This is a genomic window from Zunongwangia profunda SM-A87 (assembly GCF_000023465.1).
In the GTDB taxonomy this organism is placed as follows: domain Bacteria; phylum Bacteroidota; class Bacteroidia; order Flavobacteriales; family Flavobacteriaceae; genus Zunongwangia; species Zunongwangia profunda.
The window spans coordinates 2,004,396-2,026,839 of sequence record NC_014041.1; the positions used below are offsets into that span (position 1 = coordinate 2,004,396).

A 22,444-nucleotide genomic window follows, 5' to 3' on the forward strand; every position below is an offset into this window, starting at 1 on the left:
AATTTAGAAAGTTAGACTTTATAAGGCTTAAAAAAGAAAAATGAAATAAAAAATCATTGCAAATTTAAAACGGTATGTTAACTTTGTAAGGATTAGTATCGAGTTTGACTTTTATGAGCGAGATCACCGAAATAGTTGATAGCCTTGAGAATAGGATTAGTAAGTTGTTGCATCGGCACGAGTTGCTGAAGCAGGAAATGCAATCACTACAACGGGAAATGACAGCGGTTGAATCTGAAAATACATGGTTAAAAGGACAATTAGAGAATTCTAATAACCAGATAAAAGATCTAAAAGCTGCAAACGCGATGCTTGGCAGTAATGATTATAAAAAGGAAACTAAGCTTAAAATAAATAGTCTTATTAGGGAGATCGATCAATGTATCGTTCAGTTATCTGAATAAATGTGGATGGAAGACAAGCTTAAAATAAAAATTTCGATTGCAGATAGGGTATATCCCTTAACGATCAATCCCAGACAAGAAGAAGGGTTAAGAAAGGCTGCAAAAAAAATCGAAGCCATGATTAAGCAATTTGAGCAAAGTTATGCTGTTAGGGATAAGCAGGATGTATTGGCTATGTGCGCTTTACAATTTGCCGCCCAAACAGAACAAAAAGATATAGATAAAAGTGAAGAAATGCAGGAAGCAGAAGACAAGTTAAGGTCACTTAACGAGTTATTGCAAAAGCATATGGCTTCATAAACGTTCTTTAAATAAAACTAAGGTTACTGCCTGTATTAGTTATTTTTTGATAAACTCAACAGATAATTCTTTAAAGAGGGTGAGTCTAAGTTGTAAAAGCGCGCCGTTCCCTTTTAGGGATTACGGATTCTTGATCAGCTTGTTAGCCCTAAACCTGATTTTAAGGAGTTTAAACAAAACATCTACTAATACAGGCTTTTTTTATATATAAACAACAAATATGGATATAGTATACGCGATAATTGGAGTATTAGTTGGTCTTGGTATTGGCTTTGCCATTGCCAAATCTTTAGAAAAGAAAAAAGCTTCAGGAACTATTCTGGAAGCCCAGAATAAAGCTGCCGGAATAATAAAAGAGGCAAAAAGCGAAGCCGAAAGTATTAAAAAAGATAAAATCCTTCAGGCTAAAGAAAAGTTTATTGAGCTAAAATCAGAGCATGAAAAAGTAATTCTTGCCAGAGATAAAAAGATTGGTGATGCTGAAAAGCGTACCCGTGATAAAGAATCTCAAGTTTCTAGCGAGCTTTCTAAAAACAAGAAATTAAATAAAGAATTAGAGAATAAGAGTAAGCAACTGGATGATCAGATTGCAGATTACGAACATCGTACTGATTATTTAGAGAAGAAGCAGGAAGAGATTGATAAGTTGCACAGTAGTAAGGTGCAGCAATTAGAAGTAATTTCTGGTCTTTCTGCAGATGAGGCTAAATCTCAATTAGTAGAGAGTCTTAAGGAAGGAGCAAGAGCAGATGCGATGGCTTTGATTCAGGATACTATAGAAGAAGCTAAACTTACCGCACAGCAGGAAGCTAAAAAGATTATCATCAATACCATCCAGCGTATAGGGACAGAAGAAGCGGTAGAAAATTGTGTTTCTGTTTTTAATCTAGAAAGCGATGATGTTAAAGGAAGGATCATTGGTCGTGAAGGGCGAAATATTAGAGCCTTAGAAGCTGCCACGGGGGTAGAAATTATCGTAGATGATACTCCTGAAGCAATTATTCTTTCCTGTTTTGATTCGGTTAGAAGAGAAGTAGCACGTTTATCCTTACATAAACTTGTAACTGATGGTCGTATTCACCCTGCTCGTATTGAAGAGGTAGTAAAAAAGACTAAAAAACAAATCGAAGAAGAAATTATTGATATAGGAAAACGTACCGTAATTGATCTTGGTATTCATGGACTGCAACCGGAATTGATTAAAATGGTTGGTAGGATGAAGTATCGTTCTTCTTATGGCCAGAACCTTTTACAACACTCGCGTGAAGTAGCAAAACTTTGTGGGGTGATGGCAGCCGAATTAGGAATTAATCCTAAATTAGCGAAACGTGCCGGGCTGTTGCACGATATTGGTAAAGTTCCGGAAACTGAAACCGAAGTGCCTCATGCTATTTTAGGGATGCAATGGGCAGAGAAGCACGGAGAAAAACCAGAAGTTTGTAATGCTATTGGTGCTCACCACGACGAGATCGAAATGAATTCTTTATTATCTCCTATCGTTCAGGTTTGTGATGCGATTAGTGGCGCAAGACCGGGTGCAAGAAGACAGGTACTGGATTCTTATATTCAGCGTTTAAAAGATCTTGAAGAAATCGCTTTTGGTTTTGGTGGTGTTAAGAAGGCTTATGCTATCCAGGCGGGTAGAGAGCTTCGTGTGATCGTAGAGAGTGAAAAAGTAAATGACGAAAAGGCAAGTAATCTATCTTTTGAAATTTCCCAGAAAATACAAACCGATATGACCTATCCAGGTCAGGTTAAAGTGACGGTTATTCGTGAAACCAGAGCGGTAAATATTGCTAAATAGTTTTGAGCTAAAATGCAGCGAATATAGATTCTTAATAGGATCTAAGATTGGATAAATAGAAATAAAAAAATCCCCGGAATTAAGAAAAATTCCGGGGATTTTTGATTTATAGAATACAAAATGAATGTAGTTTATTCATCGTAAATATTGGAATACGAATTTCCGTCGGTCACAAAAAATTCTCCTGTTACGTATCTAAAGTGCTCATCTAATTTATCGATTTCAGCTAGATCTTCTTTATCTAATTGATATCCAGAGCTGGCCAAGTTTTCTATGATTCTTCCCTTATTGGTAGATTTTGGGATTACTGCCGTTCCTCGTTGTACTGCCCAGTTAATTAATACCTGTCCTGCAGAAGCGCCATGTTTTTTAGCGATTTTTACAATGGTAGGATTTTCCAGTAAACTTGGTTCGTCTTTAGCTTTCATTGCGTCGGCGCGATCACCGCTTCCTAATGGTGAATATGCAGTCACATTAATTCCGTTTTTACTGCAAAATTCTAAAAGTTCGTTTTGGTGTAAATATGGGTGCAATTCTACTTGTAGTGCTTCAGGTTTCTCATTGGTTTTGCTCATCAAATCTTTCAGTTTCTTTATACTGAAATTAGAGACGCCAATGTGTTTTACCAAACCTTGTTTTTTTGCTTCAACCATTGCTTCCCAGGTTTCGATAATGGGAACTTCTTCCAAAGAATAATATTCATCATCACTTTCAGGAAAACCAACTCCTTTTTTAAAGGCGACAGGCCAGTGAATTAAGTAAAGATCTAAGTAATCTAATTTTAAATCTTTAAGGGTTTTCTTTAATGCGGGGATAACATCTTCCTTTTTATGTGAATCATTCCATAATTTAGAAGTAATCCATACCTCTTCGCGATTAATCTCGCCCTCACCAAATACTTTTTCAAAAGCTTCTCCAACTTCGTTTTCATTGCCATAGGTTGCTGCACAGTCTATATGTCTATAGCCGTTATTTAAAGCAATTTCAACGGCCTTGGTAACCTCTCCTTTTCCAGATTTCCAGGTACCTAAACCAATTGCCGGTTGTTCGTCACCATTCTTATACTTTAGCGTTCTTAAAGGTTTCATAGTTAAATTTTGTTTTTCTCTAAATTAATAAGAGAAATTCCTAAAACGAAGCGTATAGCTACTTTTAGCAGAAATTTAATAGGAGTTCTTAACCTAAGTTAAGTTTTCTTTGGATGATAAGTTTCCAGGACTTCGCGTAGATACGTTCTATCCATATGCATATAAATTTCAGTTGTAGTGATGCTTTCGTGCCCCAACATTTGCTGTATCGCTCTTAAATCGGCTCCGTTTTCTAAAAGATGGGTTGCAAAAGAATGTCTAAAAGTATGCGGACTTATCTTTTTCCTGATATTCGCTTTTTCAGCTAACTGTCTTATAATGGTAAAAATCATCGCACGGGTGAGTTGTGCACCCCTTCGATTAAGAAATAAGGTGTCACTTGCTTCAGGTTTTATTTCCTGGTGTGCTCTTACCTGGTCTTTATAGATTGTAATATATTTAATATTGTAATCTGAAATGGGGACAAAGCGTTGTTTATCGCCTTTCCCTGTTACTTTTATAAATCCTTCTTCAAAATAGAGGTCTGAGATACGTAGATTTGTTAATTCTGACACCCGTAAACCACAGCCGTAAAGGGTTTCTATAATGGCCCGATTTCTTTCTCCTTCGGTCTTGGTTAAATCTATGGCAGCAATCAATTCGTCGATCTCCTCAACAGAAATGGTTTCTGGTAGTTTCCTTCCTATTTTAGGAGCTTCGATAAGATCTGTGGGGTTATCCTTTCTGTAATCTTCAAATATCAGATAATTAAAAAAGCTTTTTAATCCTGAAATAATACGAGCACGAGAGCGGGAATTTAGTTCTTTTGCTATCTCGTATAAAAATAATTGCAGTGTTTCCTGGTCGATTGTAAGTGGACTAGCCGAAATACTTTTAACTTTTAAAAAATTAATAAGTTTGATTAAATCCAGTTCGTAACTGCTAATTGAATTAACTGAAAGTCCGCGTTCTAACTTTAAATAGGTAAGGTAATCCTTTAAAATATATTCCCATTTCATGTGTTAAAGATACGATTTATGGCAATTTAACCTTAATAATACTTTAGCCTTTGGTAAGATTTCTTTAAGAATCGCTTGCTTACATTTGCCCCGTAATCAAAAACAAAATGTTATTATGAAGAAGTCAATTTTAATTATTGCTTTAGTATTGTTTGGAGCCACTACGATGAGTGCTCAGGAAGCTTGGAATTTTGGTATTAAAGGTGGTGTTAACTTCGCTAATTTTACCGGAGACGATTTTAGTTCAGATAATTCAAGAACAAGTTTTAATGTAGGTTTATTAGCTGAAATTCCTTTAGCAGACCGATTTTCTATTCAGCCAGAGGTTTTATATTCTGGGCAGGGATACGAGATTTACGAAAATGATCAGGCTAATTTTTTAGATGTAGATGATAATGTAGAATATCAACTAGACTACGTAAGTGTACCTGTTTTAGCTAAGATCTATTTAGTAGATGGATTAAGTGTACAAGCTGGACCTACCTTTAATTTTAAGGTTAATGAAGAGATCGATTATCAACCAACTCAAGACGGCGGAGATATCGATAATCCATATCCAGGAGCTCAGGATTTTGAATTTGGTGGAGCAGCAGGATTAGAGTATAAATTCAACAATGGATTTTTTATCCAGGGTAGATATACTTATGGATTCTCTGAAACTTTTGAAGATCTAGACATACATAACTCTGTATGGCAAGCCGGTGTAGGTTTTATGTTCTAAGAACCTATAAAGGTCAACTAACTAACCAAATTATGAATTAAAGCGGAAGTATTTTCTTCCGCTTTTTTTATTATTCCTATTCACGATTTGTAGATTTCAAATTGAAAAGTGAAGGATTTTATTATTGCCTAAGTTATTTTCACTCTTAAGAATAAAAAAACACTTTCCAATTTAATGTTTTATTAAAATTAGAATACTTTTATCCCATCAATTAAAAAATATCTTTTGATGCTTAAAAAATTATCATTTGTCATTTTCTTTTTAGCGGGAATGACTTCTTTTGCGCAGCGCACGGAATTCGGTATAAAGGGCGGTCTTAATTTTTCTAATTTAGCCGGTGATGCAAGTTCAGAATTTGAGTGGGTAACAAGCTTTCATATTGGAGGTTTGGTGGAATTTCAGGTTAATGACTTTTTGTCTATTCAACCAGAAGCTCAGTATTCATTGCAGGGGTTTGGATTTACTAATGATGAAAATGTTAGTATTGGGTATGTTAATATACCGGTATTAGCGAAATTTTATTTAGGGGGTAAAAACTTTAGTTTAGAAGCTGGCCCTCAATTTGGAATCAAAGTAAGTTCAAAATACGACTTTGATGGAGGAAGTGCAGATATTGAAGAAGGCTTGAATAACTTTGATTTCTCTGGAGTTTTAGGTGCATCGTATGAATTTGATAATAATTTATTTTTTAGTGCAAGATACATTGCAGGTTACACCAATGTTATAGAAAAGGAAGCATTCGCAGGAGAGGATGCCTCTACTCCTAATAGTGTTTTCCAATTCTCTGTAGGATATAAATTTCAATAAAAAATAATTTTCTGATAAATGTCCCATAGGATTACCTTGAGGTAGTTTATCTAAAGCGGAAGATTTTCTTCCGCTTTTTTTATATTTAAAATTTTTATCTTTATCATTAAATAGAATATATCATGAAGCTTCTAATTATAAACGGACCTAATCTAAATCTTTTGGGTACCAGAGAGCCTGAAATATACGGAAATCAGACGTTCAAAGAATATTTTGATGATCTACAAAAGAAATTTGAAATAATAAAGCTTTCTTATTTTCAAAGTAATATCGAAGGAGAGATTATAGATATGCTTCATGATGCGCGCAAGGAGTTTGACGGTGTGATTCTAAACGCTGCGGCTTACACGCATACTTCAGTAGCTATTGCAGATGCCATTAAAGCCATCGAAACTCCGGTGGTCGAGGTTCATATTTCTAACACTCATGCTAGAGAAAGTTTCAGACATAAATCATATTTGTCTCCAGTGGTGAAAGGCGTTATTTTGGGATTCGGACTTAAAAGTTATGACCTGGCTATACAAAGTTTTTTATAATTTTAGTCTGAATTCGATAATTTCAGTATTCCTTTAATTCGGAATTTCTTAAGCCAGTAAGAAATTTTATCAATTTTTTGTTCGTAATGAAAAAATCTTATTTGAATTGGAGTAGCGGTAAAGATGCCGCTTTTTCTTTATATGAACTTCAGCAACAGGGCGATTTTGATGTTGTTGAGCTTTTTACAGCAATCAATACTGATGTAAACCGAATTTCGATGCATGGAGTGCGTCTTGAACTGCTACAAGCGCAGGCTAGAAGTATTGGACTACCATTACATTTAGCCGAATTTTCCGGAAATGTTTCTATGGAAACCTACAATAGGGTTATGGAAACTGAAACTAAAAAACTGAAAGCAGCAGGAATCGATTTTGCCTGTTTTGGCGATATTTTTTTAGAAGATCTAAAAGAATATCGAGATTCGCAGTTAGCCAAGGTTGGTTTAACCGGTATATATCCGCTTTGGAAAAAAGAAACCACAAAATTAGTGGAAGATTTTATAGAATTAGGATTTAAAGCGATCATAGTATGTACCAATGCTCAATATTTAGATGAATCTTTCTGCGGAAGAGTGATCGACCATCAATTTTTAGCCGATTTGCCCGAAAATGTAGACCCATGTGGTGAAAACGGTGAGTTTCATACCTTCGTTTTCGATGGGCCTATTTTTTCTGAATCCATTAAATTTGAAATTGGCGAAAAAGTACATCGAACATACAAAAGCGTAGAAGACGGGGAGGATAATTGTTTTACAGATGAAGATACCAACTGGGATACTGGTTTTTGGTATTGCGATTTAATCTAGAATACAGACCGCTGCGCTATTAGATGTTAGAACATAGATTTTTTTGAATATAAAATAAAAAATATCCAAATTCGTCATTTTTAGATATTTTTTTACTTCACAAAAGCAGTTTCGCTTGTTTTTATCATATTTCTAAAAAGATTCGGTTTTTGTAAGCTCTTAGCTTCTTATTGAAACACGGAACTATCGACTAACTACTTTTACAAAATAAAACCAAATAAAAAAGCCCTGAAAATTGATATTTTCAGGGCTTTTTATCATGTCTAAGATCTAATCTCTAAAATCTCAAATGGTTAGCTTAGATATGAATTACTTCATCGTAAGCAGCAGCAACAGCTTCCATCACCGCTTCACTCATTGTAGGGTGAGGGTGAACTGTTTTTAATACTTCATGTCCTGTGGTTTCTAATTTTCTACCAAGAACGGCTTCAGCGATCATATCGGTAACACCGGCACCAATCATATGGCATCCTAACCACTCACCGTATTTTGCATCAAAGATTACTTTTACAAATCCGTCTGATTTTCCGGCAGCTTTTGCTTTACCAGAAGCAGAGAATGGGAATTTTCCCACTTTAATTTCGTAACCAGCTTCTTTGGCTTGCTTTTCAGTCATTCCTACTGATGCAATTTCAGGAGTTGCATAGGTACAACCAGGAATATTTCCGTAATCTAAAGGCTGTACATTCATTCCCTTAATTTTTTCAACACAAATAATTCCTTCTGCAGAAGCAACGTGTGCAAGCGCTGGGCCGTGAACAACATCACCAATAGCGTAAATCCCGTCTTTATTTGTTTTATAGAAATCGTCTACAACGATCTTGTCTTTATCGGTTTTGATCCCTAATTCTTCAAGACCAATATTTTCGATATTTGTTTTAATACCAACTGCAGAAAGCACGATATCTGCTTCTAAAGTTTCTTCTCCTTTTTTGGTTTTAACTTTTGCTTTAACGCCATCGCCAGAAGTATCAACGCTCTCTACAGAAGAGTTTGTCATCACTTTAATTCCGGCTTTTTTAACGCTACGCTCAAATTGCTTAGATACCTCTTCGTCTTCTAAAGGCACAAGATTTGGTAAGAATTCTACGATAGTAACCTCGGTTCCCATTGAATTATAAAAATGAGCAAACTCCACACCAATGGCGCCACTACCAACAACGATCATTTTCTTTGGTTGCTTGTCTAAAGACATAGCCTCACGATATCCAATAACTTTTTTACCGTCTTGTTTTAGGTTAGGCAGTTCACGAGAGCGAGCACCTGTAGCTACGATAATATGGTCGGCAGAATATTCTGTCTTTTTATCTTTAGCATCGGTAACTTCCACTTTTTTACCTGCCTTAAGTTTTCCGTAACCATCGATAACATCGATTTTGTTCTTTTTCATAAGGAATTGTACACCCTTACTCATCCCATTGGCCACATCACGACTTCTTTTAATTACGGCACCAAAATCCTTATCGGGGCTTTGAAGCTTTAAACCGTAGTCTTCTGCATGTTTAAGGTATTCAAAAACCTCTGCGCTTTTAAGCAATGCTTTTGTTGGGATACATCCCCAGTTTAGACAAACACCACCAAGGTTTTCTTTTTCCACAATGGCTGTTTTAAAGCCTAATTGTGAAGCACGGATAGCAGTTACATAACCACCCGGGCCACTACCTAAAACAATGATATCGTATTTACTCATATTTAGATTTTTTTATACAAAAAATAGTTCTTGCGAATTTAAGGAATAATCCCTTAACCGAAAAGTTTTGAACTTGTAGGATTGGCTAAAAGTTTTATGAGTTTCTCTCCAATAAAAAAAGCTTTACCGAAAAGATAAAGCCTCTGAATTTTAAACTATAAAGAATTTTAGTTAGCCATTTTTATATCTGAAGTTTTTATATTCAATTCTTTCATTACCGAATTATAATTGGTAATATCAAGTTCATTGTGGGAAGCTAAATAATTTGAAGGAACAACAACCACTCTAAATATTTGATTGTTGGTATAATCCGTACTAAGGTTACTTAAATCAAAATTTCCTTCAATAATGATCTCCACATCTGATGCGGTATGATTGTAAACATATTGAATTGTTCCATCATTTAGAAAGAAATTTTGAGGGATTAAACTCCAGGTATCCATAAAATTACCTTCATTATCTTGAATTTCTCGGTATCGATACACTAAAACCGCATCAGCTTCAGGGTTTATTGTTTGCACATCATCTGGAATTAAAATTACCCTTGAATAACTATTCGTGTCATCATAATAATCAAAAGTAATTTGCTCTTCTAAAGTATAAGCTAATCCATCAAGTCCATCTTCTCCCGGAGGACCTTGTGGTCCTGGTTCTCCATCATCAGAACAGGAAGTAAATAAAAATGTGGTTACAAAAAGTAAGGTGAATATCTTTTTCATAGTGGTAAATATTTAAGGGTTTCTAATTGTTTTTAAAATCTATACTGGCCGAATTTACACAATAGCGCTGGCCGGTTTCTGTAGGGCCATCGTCAAAGACATGGCCCAAATGACTTCCACAGTTGGCGCATAGAATTTCGGTTCTTATCATTCCAAAGGTGCGATCCTGTACATACTCAATTTTGCCTTCTATAGCTTCATCGAAGCTTGGCCAGCCACAACCGCTTTCAAACTTACTATCGCTTTCGAATAACTTTTCATTACAAGCGGCGCAACGATATTCTCCATCTTCAAAATGTAGGTTATATTTACCGGTGTGCGGTGCTTCAGTTCCTTTTTTTCTTAAAACACGGTATTGTTCCTCAGATAGCTGCTCTTTCCATTCAGCTTCCGGTTTCTCGATATTATATTTTTTCATTGGGGTTAATTATTTTTCAGTTGGTATAAAGTTCATAGCGACACCGTTTATACAATGTCTTTTTCCGGTAGTTTCTCTTGGTCCATCATCAAAAACATGACCTAAATGTCCACCACACTTTGCGCAGTGCACTTCGTCGCGTTGGTAGCCCAGTTTAGAATCAGAGCCAAAAGCTACTCCACCTTCTATAGCACGATCAAAACTTGGCCATCCGGTACCGCTTTCGAACTTGTGTTTATTTTCATAAAGTTCGTTTCCGCAGGCAGCGCAAACAAATGTTCCGTTTCCTTTTACCGTTAGAAGGTCACTGGAATAAGGACGCTCGGTCGCAGCTTTTCGAAGTACTTTAAATTCGGCATCTGTAAGTTCTTTTTTCCATTCGCTTTCAGATTTAGAAATTTCGAACTTTTGCTTCTTTTTAGAATTTTCGTCCTGAGCGTTTCCTTTGCAACTTACCAGGGTAAACACGGCAATAAATATGAATAGTAACTTTCTCATTTGTTTTTATGTTGAAAGTTACAAAGATTATGCCGTGATGAACGTTGTGATTTTGTTAATAACCTTTTGGTCTCCCAGGATTCGACGATGTCCAAGACCTTCGGTTAAATAGAGTTCGCTGTTTTTTAGTTTGATTATGAATTTCTTCAGCACATTTGTAATGCACATCCACATCATTTTTATCGTGGATTACCAAAGTAGGAATATGAACACTTTGCGCTGAAATTGCTCCAGAGTAATTATCCATATCCTGCCCAAATTTTTTATCAAAATGGGCTTTCATCAAATAAGCCACTTCTTTGTCCATATGCAGGTTTTTCACAAATTCCTGCGTGATCGCAGTCACGCTATTTGCGGTGCCAATAATCACGGCTCTTTCTGGAGATATTCCTTCTTTAATTGCTTTTAGTGTAGACATTCCGCCTAAGGAATGTCCAATGATCGAATGAAACGGACCATATTTTTTATTCAAAAAATGAATAGCTTCTATAAAGTGAGGCATCATGCTCATTTTTCCCGAAGCTTTGCCGTGGGCAGGAGCATCAAAGCTTATTGTACTAAATCCTTCTTTTAGCACGGCATCGGCGATTTTAGAAAGTTGTGTACCACGGCCACTCCATCCATGTACGAGTAAAACTTTTTGGGCACTTTCACCATATTCATAAACAATGATTTGTTTTTTGCTTTTTGGTAAAATCTGTTGCGTTTGTATGGTATTTTGATCCATAGCCTTTTCGCGATTGGGAAGCTTATATTTTAGTGGAGTGAGAAATAATTTACCTGCAAATTTACTGGCTAGATAAGGGGACACCCAGTTTAAAAATTTACCGGTATATAAAATATACCAGGGAAGCAGTAATTGCTGAATAGGGGTTTTATCTTTATGCTTTTTTGCCATTTTTAAAATGAATTGTTATTCAGATTCGAAAATTTTGGAATCCTTTTTGAAAGCTGAAAAATTGTTAAATCCTACTTAAACAAAACTTTAAAGCGCTGTGGCTTTTGTAATTTTAACAAAACTAATCTAATTAAAATATGAAAGTAAAGAAGTGGATAGTAGTTCTTTTTGTTGCTACTTTAACAGTAGTCGCCTGTAAAGTAAATCCTTTCACAGGACAAAAGAATTTAAATTTTGTAAGTAATGATCAATTGTTCTCCGCCTCGTTTCAGCAATACGATGCATTTTTGGATAGTAGTAATGTGGTGACCGGTACTGCTGAATCCAGGATGGTAAAAAGAGTTGGTGATAAAATTAAAACTGCAGCTGAGCGTTATTTAAACGCAAATGGATACCAGGGATTTTTGGACGATTTTAGATTTGAATATAATCTTGTAAAGGACGATCAGGTAAACGCATTTGCTATGCCAGGAGGAAAAACCGTGGTATATACTGGTATTTTGCCAATTACTCAGGACGAAACTGGTCTGGCGGTCGTGATGGGACACGAGGTGGCACATGCATTAGCCGATCATGGTGCGCAACGAATGAGTGCAGCACAAGTGCAGCAAGTGGTTGGTGGAGTAGGAGCAGCGGCTCTTAGTGGTAAAAGCCAGCAAACCCAACAGATTTTTGCTCAGGCTTACGGAATTGGAACACAGTTAGGAGTGATGCTACCTTTTAGTAGAAGTCATGAATCTGAAGCCGACGGAATAGGCTTGACCTTAATGGCTATTGCCGGATATAATCCAGATGAGGCAGCCGATTTATGGAGAAGGATGCAGCAAAACAGTGGAGGAGCTTCAACACCCCAATTTTTAAGTACACACCCGTCAAATCAAACCAGAATAAATAATCTTGAAGCCTGGGCTCCTGAAGCAAAAGCTGAAGCCCGAAAATATGGAGTAACAAGTTTTCAATAATATTTAGAAATAAATAAGTTGAAAAAGCTACACTATCTGGTGTAGCTTTTTTATTTTTAGTCCATGAAAAATCTTCCAAAGGGTAGCAAAAAGCTACTTAACGCATGGGCATTTTACGACTGGGCAAACTCGGTGTACAGTCTGGTTATTTCTTCAGCAATATTTCCTATTTTTTATGGGGCACTAACCATTATTAGAGATGCTGAAGGCAATAATATTAATGATACCGTTCATTTCTTAGGATTTGATTTTAATAACGATGCCCTAATTTCTTATGTAACCGCAGCAGCTTTTCTGGTCGTTTCTGTACTTAGTCCGTTTCTGTCAGGAATTGCGGATTATGTTGGGAACAAGAAGAATTTTCTGAAGTTTTTCTGTTACCTGGGCGCTTTATCATGCATAGGTTTGTTTTGGTTTAATATGGAATTTTTATGGTTCGGTTTACTTTGTTATTTCCTGGCGCTAATTGGTTTTTGGTCAAGTTTGGTATTTTATAATAGTTATTTACCAGATATCGCTTTTCCAGAGCAACAGGACAAAATAAGTGCTAAAGGTTTTTCTTTAGGATATATAGGTAGTGTTATCCTGCTTATTCTTTGTTTATTGATGATCCTTAAATACGACATGTTTGGTTTTGAAGATGAAGGATTACCAACCCGCTTATCCTTTGTCTTAACTGGAATATGGTGGATAGGTTTTAGCCAGTACACCTATTACTATTTACCAAAAGGGACGAAAAAAGCGAAGCTTACCAAAAATGTACTGTTTAACGGATTTAAAGAACTTCGTAAAATCTGGAGTTCTCTAAATCATAACCTTCAGCTAAAAAGGTATCTTGGAGCTTTTTTCGTATATAGTATGGCGGTACAAACCATTATGCTTATCGCTACGTATTTTGGAATTAAAGAATTAAATTGGGGAGAGCAGGATGCTACAACAGGATTAATTGTAAGTATTTTACTCATCCAGTTAGTGGCTGTTTTGGGAGCCACCTTAACGTCGAGAATAGCCGCTAAGATTGGTAATATTAAAACCCTGATTTTTATAAATATTATCTGGGCTTTAATTTGCGTATATGCCTATTTTATAACCACGCCTAATCAATTTTACGTGGCAGCGGCCAGCGTTGGTTTGGTAATGGGAGGTATCCAGTCACTTTCACGGTCTACCTATTCTAAAATGCTTCCTGAAAATGCTATTGATACCGCCAGTTACTTTAGTTTTTATGATGTTTCAGAAAAAATAGGGATTGTTATCGGGATGTTTATGTATGGTTTAATAGCCCAGCTTACCGGGAGTATTCGAAATTCGATATTATTTTTGATCATTTTTTTTATAGGTGGGATTATTTTATTGATTAGAGTACCGAAAATTAGAAGTTAGGATTTAGAGCGCTGCGCTGCGAGAATATAGAAAAGAGAATATAGACCATATACGAGAGAAATAAGATCCAGGAATAAAGCTTAAAAATGCTAAATTTTGTATGCTAAATTTTGGATTTGAACAAGGACGTCGTCTCAACCTTGCCTCACCGGCATGCAAAGTGGATAGCTCTTTTTTGAGTTAGAAGTAGCATTTAGACCGCTACGTCGTTAAATAGAAAATAAACTAGAGATACATAAATCTGGAATCAGCATTGATTTGGGATGAATGTGCCAACAATTTATGTTTAGTTCCGGCTGATTACAAGTTAATATTCTTCATTTTACCCAAATAAAAACTAGAGATGTGAGATGAAATAATTAGTTTTAAATTCCTGATTCCTGATTCCTGATTCCTGATTCCTGATTCCTGATTCCTGATTCCTGATAACCCTAAACAATTTCCAAACAAAAAATCCCTTCTTTAAGGGAGAAGGGACTTCGCATTCAAAAAAATTAAACAATAATTATCAATATTGGGAATTAATGTTTTGAGATATCTCCAGATCCTGAAGTTTTAAAGTTTTCTTTGCTGGGATTCCCTTTATATTCAATATCTCCAGAGCCTGCAACTCGTGCTTCAAGCTCTTCTTCGGCATAAACCATCACATCACCAGAACCAGAAACCTGTGCGCTTACTTTTTTTGCTCTAAGTTTAAAAGCGTCAAAATCTCCAGATCCGGTTACGCCGCAATCCAGGCTTTTTGCGTTTCCTATTAATACTACATCACCGCTGCCGGTAACGTTTCCGGTAATATCATCAGCTTCGATTTCTAGTTTTAAATCGCCACTTCCGGTTACCGATAAGGAAAAATCTTTTGCGGTGATTTTATCCTCAGTCCAGATATCACCGCTTCCGGTTAAATGAGCCCCCTCTAAATCTTCAAAAGGAACGGTTACTTTAATCATGTTGTTTTTAGAAGGACTAATATTTACCCCTTTTTCTACTGAAATTTTTAAAGTTCCGTTTTTCACTTCCGTAGTAATATATTCCTGAAGATTGCTTTCGGCTTCAATGGTCAGGTTTCCTTCAGTTCCGCTAACCAAGACAACATCCATAAAACCTACAAGGCTTACTTTGTCGTAATCTGATGTTTTGCGGCTTTTATTTACCATATCGCCATTTCCTTTAATACTTTTATTGCTGCTCCACCATTGGGCACTTGCTGAGGTGATGCTTATACAAAAGATAACTACTACTGTTAAAATTGATTTTTTCATGATGTGATTGATTAATGGTTATGCCAGATGGCTATTTTTATTGGCACCGCCAAAGGGTTTAATACCCCGAGACTCGCCTCGAAATTATAATTTTGTCTCTATCGGATACCTCATGGGCTTGCCCCAAGGTTGTTTACTTGCTGAATTATATGTTTTTAATATTCTTTATGGAAACTAACGCTTCCATAGCTTGTGGTGATGTTTATTGAATTTTGGCTGTTTTGTTTACCATAATATCCTGAAATCTCCTTGCTGGTATTACGATCATGCCTTTTTTGAACTTCCAGATCATCCGTACCTTTTACGCTCCCGTAAGAGGTATGCACGTTAAAGATAAAATCCATTTCTGCATCAAAACCTAATTTGATTCCCGCGTAGTCGGTATCAATATTTACGCTTTTTACCCCGTTGATTAATTTTTCAATAGAAATCGAACCGTAGTCCTGATTTAGGCTAAGGGATGAGAACACCCGGCCAATCTTAGTACTTAAGTAATCACCATCAGCTTCAAGGTCTTTTACTTTATCTACTCTAAAGCTTCCGTAATCACAATTGTATCGAAGACGTTCAACTTTTTCAACTTTCGAGTCGGTATAATCAGCACTAATGATCAAGTCTTCAGCTTCTTCAATGGTAAATTCAGAATAATCGGCATCGATTTCCGCAGAAGAAATAAACCCAAAGTGAGAATTTCGGGTATAATCGAAATTCAAAATATTTCTGGATCCTCTTAATTCTCCGATGTCAATTTTTCCATAATCACAGGAAATATCGGTATTTCCGTTTACTTTATCGATGTAAATGGCTCCGTAATCATTATCGATTACCATATCATGATTTACAGGAGCTTTTACTACATAATTGATCTCCATATTGACATTATTACTGCTGCTAAATAAACCGCTCCACCAGGATTTTTCTTCTTTTTGATACCGCGTTCTTGCACTTACACGATTGCCGCTTTGCTGAAAATCTACTGAAATATCGTTTAATTTTTTCTGAACTCTTTCAGGATCATCGCCGTTTGTTTTTATAAAAACCTGAATGACAATTCGGTTTTCGTCCCAGGTAGAAATATCTATATTTCCGTAGTTATTATTAATGTCCAAAACACCTCTTTGGGATACTTTAAATTCTTTTTTTATCGTTTTTTCTTTAGTATGCCTGCCATCCAAATCTTTGTTGGCAAAACCTAATGCCGGCACTAATAGTGCGCAGAACAAGAGCTTATATAATGTTAGTTTCATTTTTTTGTGTGTTTAGTTGTTTTATCGTTTCAATTTGGTCCAGTACCTGATTTAACAGGTCAATTCTTTTTTGAAAGTTGTTAATCATGGCGTAGATTACGCGTTTATCCTGCCCACTTTCTAAAAGGTCTTTTTTTAGTTTATTGTATTCTTTTTCTAAGGTTTCTAGTTGCACCAAGGCATCGTTAATGATTTTATTGGTTTGTGGGCTGCGCTCTCCTTCGATAGATTTAAGTTCCCTTTCGATAAGTGTACTATAAAAATCCTGTGTTTCCTTCATTTGCGGGGATACCGCAGCAAGGCCTGTTTCCTTAGCAAAGGCAGGAGTATTAAATACCTTTCCAAAAGCAAAAAATACTATGATAAGGGCGGCTGCTATGCTACTTAGAGGGATCCAAAGTTTTCTTAGTTTTCCTTTTTTAGGATGTTTGTTTTGATGCCGCCGGTCAAGTTTTTCGAGAAATCGATCTTCGTGTCCTGAATTTGGTTCAGCAATATCGAAGTTCAATTTTTTCAGATCCTCAAAGTATTCGTCATTTTTCATCTTTCATCATTTTTTTTCTTAAACTTTCTTTAGCTCGCGAGATGGTCGTCCTACAATTGGCATAAGAGATATTTAAAATATCGCCTATTTCTTCATAATCATAACCTTCAATTAAATGAAGTGTTAGGCAAATCCTGTAATTCTCCTTTAGTTCTTGCATGGCGTTTAAAACCATTTTCACTTTTTGATTTTGAGTATCAGTAGTAGTTATTCCTTCATTATCGTCTATTTCGTTTTTAAGATAATCCTTGTAGCTTACTTCTTCGTATTTCGATCTTTTACTGTGTGCATTAATGCTGTTATTTACCACAATTCGCTTTAGCCAGGCACCAAAAGAAGCTTCAGCTTTAAACTGATCAATTTTTTCGAAAGCACTTAAAAAAGACTCTTGCATAATATCTTCTGCCTCGGCGCTGTGATGAACGATTCTTAATGCGGTATTATACATGGCCCTGTAATACCTGTTGTAAATCTCCATTTGGGCGCGTTGGTTACCCAGACGGCAGTCATTTACAAGATTGTTAATATGTGTGATGGTTGATTGCAAAAAATTATCTTGTTTCTAATATAAAGATAGGGGTAGTTTCTGTTTGTTACAGTTTTTGAAAATTATTTCAGAAAAAATATGCTGGCATAGGAATTGAAACATCTAATAGATAACAATTTTAAGTGCCTGAAATATAGGAATTGCAGGTGTAGAGGTCTCAAAACAAATTGAAATAAACAAACTGTAATGACAGTTTGACTTTTAAAGATAACTTATGGCTAAAACAAAATTCACGGATATTGACAGTTTGTCATTACAAGGTATAAATGAAGATGCAGAGTTGATACCGTTAATGACGCCTGAAGATGAAGAGGAAATAAACAGAGAAAAATTACCTGAAAATTTACCAATATTACCTTTAAGGAACACGGTGCTCTTTCCGGGAGTAGTAATCCCAATTACTGCAGGAAGAGATGCTTCGATTAAATTAATTAACGAGGCGAACAATAATGAAAAAATTATTGGTGTTGTCTCCCAAAAAGATGAAGAAGTAGAAAATCCCGGTATTAAAGATATTAATAATATTGGTGTAGTAGCCCGTATTCTAAGGGTTTTAAAAATGCCCGATGGAAATACAACGGTGATTATACAAGGTAAAAAACGTTTTAATATTTCTGAAATAACGCAGGAGGAGCCGTTTCTAAGAGCAAATGTTGAAGAAATTCCTGAAACGAAGCCGGATGTTCAAAATGAAGAATTTGGAGCTATAATCGATGCAATCAAAGATTTGGCGCTTCAGATTATTAAAAGTAGTCCTAACATTCCCTCTGAAGCTTCTTTTGCAATTAAGAATATCGAGAGTAATTCGTTCTTAATCAATTTTGTTTCTTCTAATATGAATCTATCGGTAGAGGAGAAACAAAATCTTTTAGCGACTAATGACCTTAAAGAAAGGGCTTTGGCTACGCTTAAATTTATGAATATCGAAAACCAAAAACTTGCGTTGAAAAACGATATTCAGTCGAAGGTGCAAAGCGATATGAGCCAGCAACAGCGTGAATATTTTCTTCATCAGCAGATGAAAACCATTCAGGAAGAATTGGGTGGCGTTTCTCATGAAGATGAAATTGAAGAAATGCGTGTTCGTGCCAAGGATAAAAAATGGAGTGAAGATGTACAAAAGCATTTTGAAAAAGAACTTTCCAAAATGCAACGTATGAATCCCCAGGTAGCTGAATATTCTATTCAACGTAACTATCTGGATTTATTTTTAGATCTTCCCTGGGATGAATTTAGTAAAGATAAATTTGATCTTAAACGTGCTAAGAAAATTTTAGATCGTGATCATTACGGTTTAGATGATGTAAAAAGAAGAATTATAGAATATCTGGCAGTATTAAAATTGCGTAACGATATGAAGTCTCCTATTCTTTGTCTTTATGGGCCTCCCGGAGTTGGTAAAACAAGTTTAGGAAAATCTGTAGCAGAGGCTTTAGGTCGTGAATATGTTCGAATTTCTTTAGGTGGTTTAAGAGACGAAGCTGAAATTAGAGGGCATCGTAAAACCTATATTGGTGCGATGCCGGGAAGGATTATACAGAGTCTTAAAAAAGCAGGAACCAGTAATCCAGTTTTTGTATTGGATGAAATTGATAAGCTAAGCATTGGGAATGCCGGCGATCCATCTTCAGCCTTATTAGAAGTTTTAGATCCCGAACAGAATAGCGAATTTCACGATAACTTTTTAGAATTAGGTTTCGATCTGTCTAAAGTGATGTTCATTGCTACTTGTAATAGTTTAAATACTATTCAGCCTGCATTACGTGATCGTATGGAGATCATTAATGTTACGGGGTATACTATTGAAGAGAAGATTGAGATTGCTAAAAGGCATTTACTTCCGAAGCAATTAAAAGAGCATGGATTAACGAAAGACGATCTTAAAATTGGTAAAGCACAGCTTGAAAAAATAGTGGAAGGCTATACTCGTGAATCTGGAGTTCGAGCTTTAGAAAAACAGATCGCTAAAGTAGTACGCTATGGTGCAAAAAGTATCGCCATGGAAGAGGATTATAATAAAAAAATAACGAACGAAGATATTATCGAAATTTTAGGTAGTCCTCGTTTAGAGCGTGATAAATATGAGAATAATGAGGTTGCCGGAGTGGTAACCGGATTGGCCTGGACGCAGGTGGGGGGTGATATTCTCTTTATCGAATCGATTTTATCCAAAGGAAAAGGCAATTTAAATATTACTGGAAACCTGGGTAAAGTGATGAAAGAGTCGGCAACCATTGCCATGGAGTATATTAAATCTAACGCGGAAGAATTAGGTATAGAAGCCGGTATTTTTGAGAAATATAACGTACATATTCACGTACCTGAAGGAGCTACACCTAAAGATGGGCCTAGTGCAGGTATTACGATGTTAACATCTTTAGTTTCTTTATTCACTCAGAGAAAGGTAAAGAAAAGTATAGCTATGACCGGTGAGATAACTTTAAGAGGAAAAGTGCTTCCGGTTGGTGGTATTAAAGAGAAAATCCTTGCAGCTAAAAGAGCCAGAATAAAAGAGCTTATTCTGTGTAAAGAGAACGAACGTGATATTAAAGAAATTAAAGACGAATATTTAAAAGGTCTTACGTTTCATTATGTAAACGAAATGAGTGAGGTTATTGATATTGCGATCACTAATGAAAAGGTGAAAAACGCAAAGGAGTTGTGATCATAAATTTATATTTTAAAAGCCTCGAAGAAATTCGGGGCTTTTTTGTTTTAGCCATTTTCAAATCTCTATTTTTGTACAAACTTCAGCTAGATGACTAAAAAAATTACTATTGCCATCGATGGGCATTCTTCAACAGGAAAAAGTACAGTTGCAAAGCAATTAGCTAAAAAGCTAGGTTATATATATGTAGATACCGGCGCTATGTATCGTGCAGTAACGCTGTATGCTATGCGTAAGGTAATGGTAACAGATGATAAATTAGATGAGGAAGCTTTGTTAAGGCATTTAGCTTTTATTAGTATTAAATTTGAGTTTGATAAGGATCTTGGGTATGGTGTAGTACATTTAAATAATGAAAATGTGGAAGAGGAAATCCGATTGATGGAAGTTTCTAATAATGTGAGCAAAGTCGCGGCGATTCCCCAGGTTCGTAAAATGTTAGTAGCACAGCAGCAAGAAATAGGGAAAGAAGGAGGTGTGGTTATGGATGGCCGTGATATTGGCACTGTGGTATTTCCTAATGCAGAATTAAAGTTGTTTATGACCGCTTCTGCGGAAAAAAGAGCTGAGCGTCGTTACAATGAACTAAAACAAAAAGGAAACGATGTTAGTTACGAAGAAGTACTCAAAAATGTGGAAGAACGTGATCATTTAGATTCTACCCGGGAAACGTCTCCATTAGTTAAAGCTCAAGATGCTATCGAGATCGATAATACTAATCTTAGCAAAGAGGAGCAATTCGACAAGATTCTTAGTTTGGTAAAAGAAAAAACTGACGCCTAAAATGGCCAAAGTTGATAATGCTTCTGAAGAGGGAATTAGTAAATCGGTACTTTATTTAATGTCGGCCGGTGCAGGTTTAGTAGTGGCCAACAATTACTATAATCAGCCTTTATTAAATTTAATAGCCAAAGATTTTGGGGTATCAGAGTCAGCCGTAAGTAATATTCCGCTTTTTACACAATTGGGATATGCCTTTGGATTACTGTTTATTATTCCATTAGGTGATAAATTTCCTCGGAAAAAAATGGTAATGATTGATTTTATATTTATCATCGCAAGTCTTTTAGTGATGGCTTTAGCTCCAAGCTTACCAGTGCTTACCATATCTGGCTTTTTTGTAGGTTTTAGTTGTGTGGTACCACAGGTGTTTGTGCCAATGGCGGCGCAGTTAGCAAAACCAGAAAAGAGGGGTAGTGCCATTGGAATCGTAATGAGTGGATTGCTGATAGGGATACTGGGAAGCCGATTTGTAAGTGGTTTTGTGGGAGAATATTTGGGCTGGCGTGTGATGTATTATATTGCAGCTGGAATGATGCTAGTTTTATGGGGATTATTAAAATTGAAATTACCCGAATTACAACCCGATTTTACAGGAACCTATAAAGAACTTATGCAATCTTTATGGGATTATTTTAAAACCGAATCTTCTGTACGATTAGCTGCGCTTCGTGGCGCTTTAGGTTTTGCTGGTTTTAGCGCTTTCTGGACTACTCTGGTTTTTCTTATGGAAGATAATTTTAGTTACGGAAGCGGGATAGCGGGTACCTTTGGTATATTGGGAATTGCTGGCGCCTTAGCCGCAAGCTTAATTGGTAAATTAAGCGATACAATGAATAAAAACCTATTGATCATTATTGCCACTTTAGTCATGATACTTGCCTGGGCAGTTTTTGAATTTTCGGGATATTCAATTATTGGGTTAGTTATAGGAGTGATTTTGGTTGATATGGGGTTACAGTCCTTACATATCACCAATCAAAATATTATCTTTTCCAGAAATCCTGATGCACGCAACAGGATTAATACCATATACATGGTGGGGTACTTTATTGGAGGTGCTTTGGGAACAACTACCGGGGCTTATGCATGGGAACTTTTTCAGTGGAGGGGTGTAGCTTCTTTGGGTTTGATTTACAGTGTTTTGATACTTGTTTTTCATCTTCTTTTTCGAAAACCTATGCCTGATGAAAATTAAGTTTTTATTGAGTTTGAAAATACTGAAATTAGTTGTATTTTTGCACTCCTTTTTGGCAAAAGAACGGAAATCCAAAAGGGTTTGAAAATCAAAACGTAAAACATCTTCTTAGTTTTATTTTGCTTAAATATTTCCGAAAAACTTAGAATACAAATTTTAATCAGCAGTT

The 22,444-nt window shown here is 36.0% G+C and carries 23 protein-coding genes and 1 other RNA gene; 13 read left to right on the forward strand and 11 right to left on the reverse strand.

Going from position 1 to position 22,444, the window contains the following annotated elements; genetic code table 11:
• Positions 1 to 113: 113 nt before the first annotated feature.
• The 4 genes from ZPR_RS08850 to rny all read left to right on the forward strand — a co-directional run bounded on the left by ZPR_RS08850 (position 114) and on the right by rny (position 2,508).
• Positions 114 to 404 carry a hypothetical protein gene (locus ZPR_RS08850; RefSeq protein ID WP_013071293.1) on the forward strand — a complete coding sequence of 97 codons (291 nt, stop codon included), beginning with the start codon at positions 114 to 116 and terminating at the stop codon, positions 402 to 404.
• A 6-nt stretch (positions 405 to 410) separates the two neighbouring features.
• The gene (locus tag ZPR_RS08855; protein WP_041579872.1) at positions 411 to 704 is read left to right on the forward strand and encodes a cell division protein ZapA; all 294 of its coding nucleotides are present in this window, start codon (positions 411 to 413) and stop codon (positions 702 to 704) included.
• A 53-nt stretch (positions 705 to 757) separates the two neighbouring features.
• Positions 758 to 875, forward strand: a non-coding RNA gene (gene ssrS, locus ZPR_RS22940) — 6S RNA.
• A 49-nt stretch (positions 876 to 924) separates the two neighbouring features.
• Positions 925 to 2,508, forward strand: a complete 1,584-nt coding sequence (gene rny, locus ZPR_RS08860) for a ribonuclease Y (RefSeq protein ID WP_013071295.1) — start codon at positions 925 to 927, stop codon at positions 2,506 to 2,508.
• 131 nt (positions 2,509 to 2,639) lie between these two features.
• Here rny and ZPR_RS08865 read toward each other — a convergent pair whose 3' ends face one another.
• Both ZPR_RS08865 and xerD read right to left on the reverse strand, forming a co-directional pair.
• Positions 2,640 to 3,596, reverse strand: a complete 957-nt coding sequence (locus ZPR_RS08865) for an aldo/keto reductase (protein WP_013071296.1) — start codon at positions 3,594 to 3,596, stop codon at positions 2,640 to 2,642.
• A 98-nt stretch (positions 3,597 to 3,694) separates the two neighbouring features.
• Positions 3,695 to 4,594, reverse strand: coding sequence for a site-specific tyrosine recombinase XerD (gene xerD, locus ZPR_RS08870; RefSeq protein ID WP_013071297.1), 900 nt, complete (start codon positions 4,592 to 4,594; stop codon positions 3,695 to 3,697).
• Positions 4,595 to 4,709: 115 nt separating this feature from the next.
• On the opposite strand from xerD, the gene ZPR_RS08875 reads away from it, so the two are divergent.
• The 4 genes from ZPR_RS08875 (at position 4,710) to ZPR_RS08890 (ending at position 7,464) form a co-directional block, all read left to right on the forward strand.
• Entirely contained in the window at positions 4,710 to 5,315 is a 606-nt protein-coding gene (locus tag ZPR_RS08875) for a porin family protein (protein WP_013071298.1), read from the forward strand.
• Positions 5,316 to 5,543: 228 nt separating this feature from the next.
• Entirely contained in the window at positions 5,544 to 6,122 is a 579-nt protein-coding gene (locus tag ZPR_RS08880) for a porin family protein (protein WP_013071299.1), read from the forward strand.
• A 122-nt stretch (positions 6,123 to 6,244) separates the two neighbouring features.
• Positions 6,245 to 6,658, forward strand: a complete 414-nt coding sequence (gene aroQ / locus ZPR_RS08885) for a type II 3-dehydroquinate dehydratase (RefSeq protein WP_013071300.1) — start codon at positions 6,245 to 6,247, stop codon at positions 6,656 to 6,658.
• An 86-nt stretch (positions 6,659 to 6,744) separates the two neighbouring features.
• Entirely contained in the window at positions 6,745 to 7,464 is a 720-nt protein-coding gene (locus tag ZPR_RS08890; RefSeq protein ID WP_013071301.1) for a Dph6-related ATP pyrophosphatase, read from the forward strand.
• 298 nt (positions 7,465 to 7,762) lie between these two features.
• Here ZPR_RS08890 and lpdA read toward each other — a convergent pair whose 3' ends face one another.
• From lpdA to ZPR_RS08915, 5 genes are all read right to left on the reverse strand, one after another.
• Positions 7,763 to 9,154: a dihydrolipoyl dehydrogenase gene (lpdA, locus tag ZPR_RS08895; protein ID WP_013071302.1), complete on the reverse strand. Its 1,392-nt coding sequence runs from the start codon at positions 9,152 to 9,154 to the stop codon at positions 7,763 to 7,765.
• Positions 9,155 to 9,321: 167 nt separating this feature from the next.
• Positions 9,322 to 9,873 carry a hypothetical protein gene (locus tag ZPR_RS08900; protein ID WP_013071303.1) on the reverse strand — a complete coding sequence of 184 codons (552 nt, stop codon included), beginning with the start codon at positions 9,871 to 9,873 and terminating at the stop codon, positions 9,322 to 9,324.
• Positions 9,874 to 9,895: 22 nt separating this feature from the next.
• The gene (msrB, locus tag ZPR_RS08905; RefSeq protein WP_013071304.1) at positions 9,896 to 10,291 is read right to left on the reverse strand and encodes a peptide-methionine (R)-S-oxide reductase MsrB; all 396 of its coding nucleotides are present in this window, start codon (positions 10,289 to 10,291) and stop codon (positions 9,896 to 9,898) included.
• Between the two features lie 9 nt (positions 10,292 to 10,300).
• Positions 10,301 to 10,789 (reverse strand): peptide-methionine (R)-S-oxide reductase MsrB, encoded by a 489-nt coding sequence (gene msrB / locus ZPR_RS08910; protein WP_041578800.1) that lies wholly within the window; start codon positions 10,787 to 10,789, stop codon positions 10,301 to 10,303.
• Positions 10,790 to 10,844: 55 nt separating this feature from the next.
• Entirely contained in the window at positions 10,845 to 11,687 is an 843-nt protein-coding gene (locus tag ZPR_RS08915) for an alpha/beta fold hydrolase (protein WP_013071306.1), read from the reverse strand.
• A 137-nt stretch (positions 11,688 to 11,824) separates the two neighbouring features.
• Here ZPR_RS08915 and ZPR_RS08920 point away from each other — a divergent pair, with 137 nt between their 5' ends.
• Both ZPR_RS08920 and ZPR_RS08925 read left to right on the forward strand, forming a co-directional pair.
• The gene (locus tag ZPR_RS08920) at positions 11,825 to 12,649 is read left to right on the forward strand and encodes a M48 family metallopeptidase (protein WP_013071307.1); all 825 of its coding nucleotides are present in this window, start codon (positions 11,825 to 11,827) and stop codon (positions 12,647 to 12,649) included.
• Between the two features lie 63 nt (positions 12,650 to 12,712).
• On the forward strand, positions 12,713 to 14,032 hold the full coding sequence (locus ZPR_RS08925) for an MFS transporter (RefSeq protein WP_013071308.1): 1,320 nt from the start codon (positions 12,713 to 12,715) through the stop codon (positions 14,030 to 14,032).
• A 521-nt stretch (positions 14,033 to 14,553) separates the two neighbouring features.
• Here the strand turns inward: ZPR_RS08925 and ZPR_RS08930 are convergent.
• The 4 genes from ZPR_RS08930 to ZPR_RS08945 all read right to left on the reverse strand — a co-directional run bounded on the left by ZPR_RS08930 (position 14,554) and on the right by ZPR_RS08945 (position 17,629).
• Complete coding sequence (locus ZPR_RS08930; RefSeq protein WP_013071309.1) at positions 14,554 to 15,291, reverse strand: head GIN domain-containing protein; 738 nt, start codon at positions 15,289 to 15,291, stop codon at positions 14,554 to 14,556.
• A 155-nt stretch (positions 15,292 to 15,446) separates the two neighbouring features.
• On the reverse strand, positions 15,447 to 16,538 hold the full coding sequence (locus ZPR_RS08935; RefSeq protein WP_041578801.1) for a DUF4097 family beta strand repeat-containing protein: 1,092 nt from the start codon (positions 16,536 to 16,538) through the stop codon (positions 15,447 to 15,449).
• The gene (locus ZPR_RS08940; RefSeq protein ID WP_013071311.1) at positions 16,519 to 17,082 is read right to left on the reverse strand and encodes a coiled-coil domain-containing protein; all 564 of its coding nucleotides are present in this window, start codon (positions 17,080 to 17,082) and stop codon (positions 16,519 to 16,521) included. Before ZPR_RS08940 ends, ZPR_RS08935 begins: the two co-directional genes overlap by 20 nt.
• Entirely contained in the window at positions 17,072 to 17,629 is a 558-nt protein-coding gene (locus ZPR_RS08945; RefSeq protein WP_041578802.1) for an RNA polymerase sigma factor, read from the reverse strand. Before ZPR_RS08945 ends, ZPR_RS08940 begins: the two co-directional genes overlap by 11 nt.
• 214 nt (positions 17,630 to 17,843) lie before the next feature.
• Between ZPR_RS08945 and lon the strand changes: the two genes are divergently transcribed.
• From lon to ZPR_RS08960, 3 genes are all read left to right on the forward strand, one after another.
• Positions 17,844 to 20,294 carry an endopeptidase La gene (gene lon, locus ZPR_RS08950; RefSeq protein ID WP_013071313.1) on the forward strand — a complete coding sequence of 817 codons (2,451 nt, stop codon included), beginning with the start codon at positions 17,844 to 17,846 and terminating at the stop codon, positions 20,292 to 20,294.
• A 93-nt stretch (positions 20,295 to 20,387) separates the two neighbouring features.
• On the forward strand, positions 20,388 to 21,080 hold the full coding sequence (cmk, locus tag ZPR_RS08955) for a (d)CMP kinase (protein WP_013071314.1): 693 nt from the start codon (positions 20,388 to 20,390) through the stop codon (positions 21,078 to 21,080).
• 1 nt (position 21,081) lies between these two features.
• Complete coding sequence (locus tag ZPR_RS08960) at positions 21,082 to 22,275, forward strand: MFS transporter (protein WP_013071315.1); 1,194 nt, start codon at positions 21,082 to 21,084, stop codon at positions 22,273 to 22,275.
• The last annotated feature ends 169 nt before the right edge of the window (positions 22,276 to 22,444 follow it).

Coding starts and splice junctions, on each gene's coding strand:
- ZPR_RS08850 (WP_013071293.1), top strand. CDS start 114: ATGAGCGAGATCACCGAAATAGTTGATAGCCTTGAGAATAGGATTAGT.
- ZPR_RS08855 (WP_041579872.1), top strand. CDS start 411: ATGGAAGACAAGCTTAAAATAAAAATTTCGATTGCAGATAGGGTATAT.
- rny (WP_013071295.1), top strand. CDS start 925: ATGGATATAGTATACGCGATAATTGGAGTATTAGTTGGTCTTGGTATT.
- ZPR_RS08865 (WP_013071296.1), bottom strand. CDS start 3,596: ATGAAACCTTTAAGAACGCTAAAGTATAAGAATGGTGACGAACAACCG.
- xerD (WP_013071297.1), bottom strand. CDS start 4,594: ATGAAATGGGAATATATTTTAAAGGATTACCTTACCTATTTAAAGTTA.
- ZPR_RS08875 (WP_013071298.1), top strand. CDS start 4,710: ATGAAGAAGTCAATTTTAATTATTGCTTTAGTATTGTTTGGAGCCACT.
- ZPR_RS08880 (WP_013071299.1), top strand. CDS start 5,544: ATGCTTAAAAAATTATCATTTGTCATTTTCTTTTTAGCGGGAATGACT.
- aroQ (WP_013071300.1), top strand. CDS start 6,245: ATGAAGCTTCTAATTATAAACGGACCTAATCTAAATCTTTTGGGTACC.
- ZPR_RS08890 (WP_013071301.1), top strand. CDS start 6,745: ATGAAAAAATCTTATTTGAATTGGAGTAGCGGTAAAGATGCCGCTTTT.
- lpdA (WP_013071302.1), bottom strand. CDS start 9,154: ATGAGTAAATACGATATCATTGTTTTAGGTAGTGGCCCGGGTGGTTAT.
- ZPR_RS08900 (WP_013071303.1), bottom strand. CDS start 9,873: ATGAAAAAGATATTCACCTTACTTTTTGTAACCACATTTTTATTTACT.
- msrB (WP_013071304.1), bottom strand. CDS start 10,291: ATGAAAAAATATAATATCGAGAAACCGGAAGCTGAATGGAAAGAGCAG.
- msrB (WP_041578800.1), bottom strand. CDS start 10,789: ATGAGAAAGTTACTATTCATATTTATTGCCGTGTTTACCCTGGTAAGT.
- ZPR_RS08915 (WP_013071306.1), bottom strand. CDS start 11,687: ATGGCAAAAAAGCATAAAGATAAAACCCCTATTCAGCAATTACTGCTT.
- ZPR_RS08920 (WP_013071307.1), top strand. CDS start 11,825: ATGAAAGTAAAGAAGTGGATAGTAGTTCTTTTTGTTGCTACTTTAACA.
- ZPR_RS08925 (WP_013071308.1), top strand. CDS start 12,713: ATGAAAAATCTTCCAAAGGGTAGCAAAAAGCTACTTAACGCATGGGCA.
- ZPR_RS08930 (WP_013071309.1), bottom strand. CDS start 15,291: ATGAAAAAATCAATTTTAACAGTAGTAGTTATCTTTTGTATAAGCATC.
- ZPR_RS08935 (WP_041578801.1), bottom strand. CDS start 16,538: ATGAAACTAACATTATATAAGCTCTTGTTCTGCGCACTATTAGTGCCG.
- ZPR_RS08940 (WP_013071311.1), bottom strand. CDS start 17,082: ATGAAAAATGACGAATACTTTGAGGATCTGAAAAAATTGAACTTCGAT.
- lon (WP_013071313.1), top strand. CDS start 17,844: ATGGCTAAAACAAAATTCACGGATATTGACAGTTTGTCATTACAAGGT.
- cmk (WP_013071314.1), top strand. CDS start 20,388: ATGACTAAAAAAATTACTATTGCCATCGATGGGCATTCTTCAACAGGA.
- ZPR_RS08960 (WP_013071315.1), top strand. CDS start 21,082: ATGGCCAAAGTTGATAATGCTTCTGAAGAGGGAATTAGTAAATCGGTA.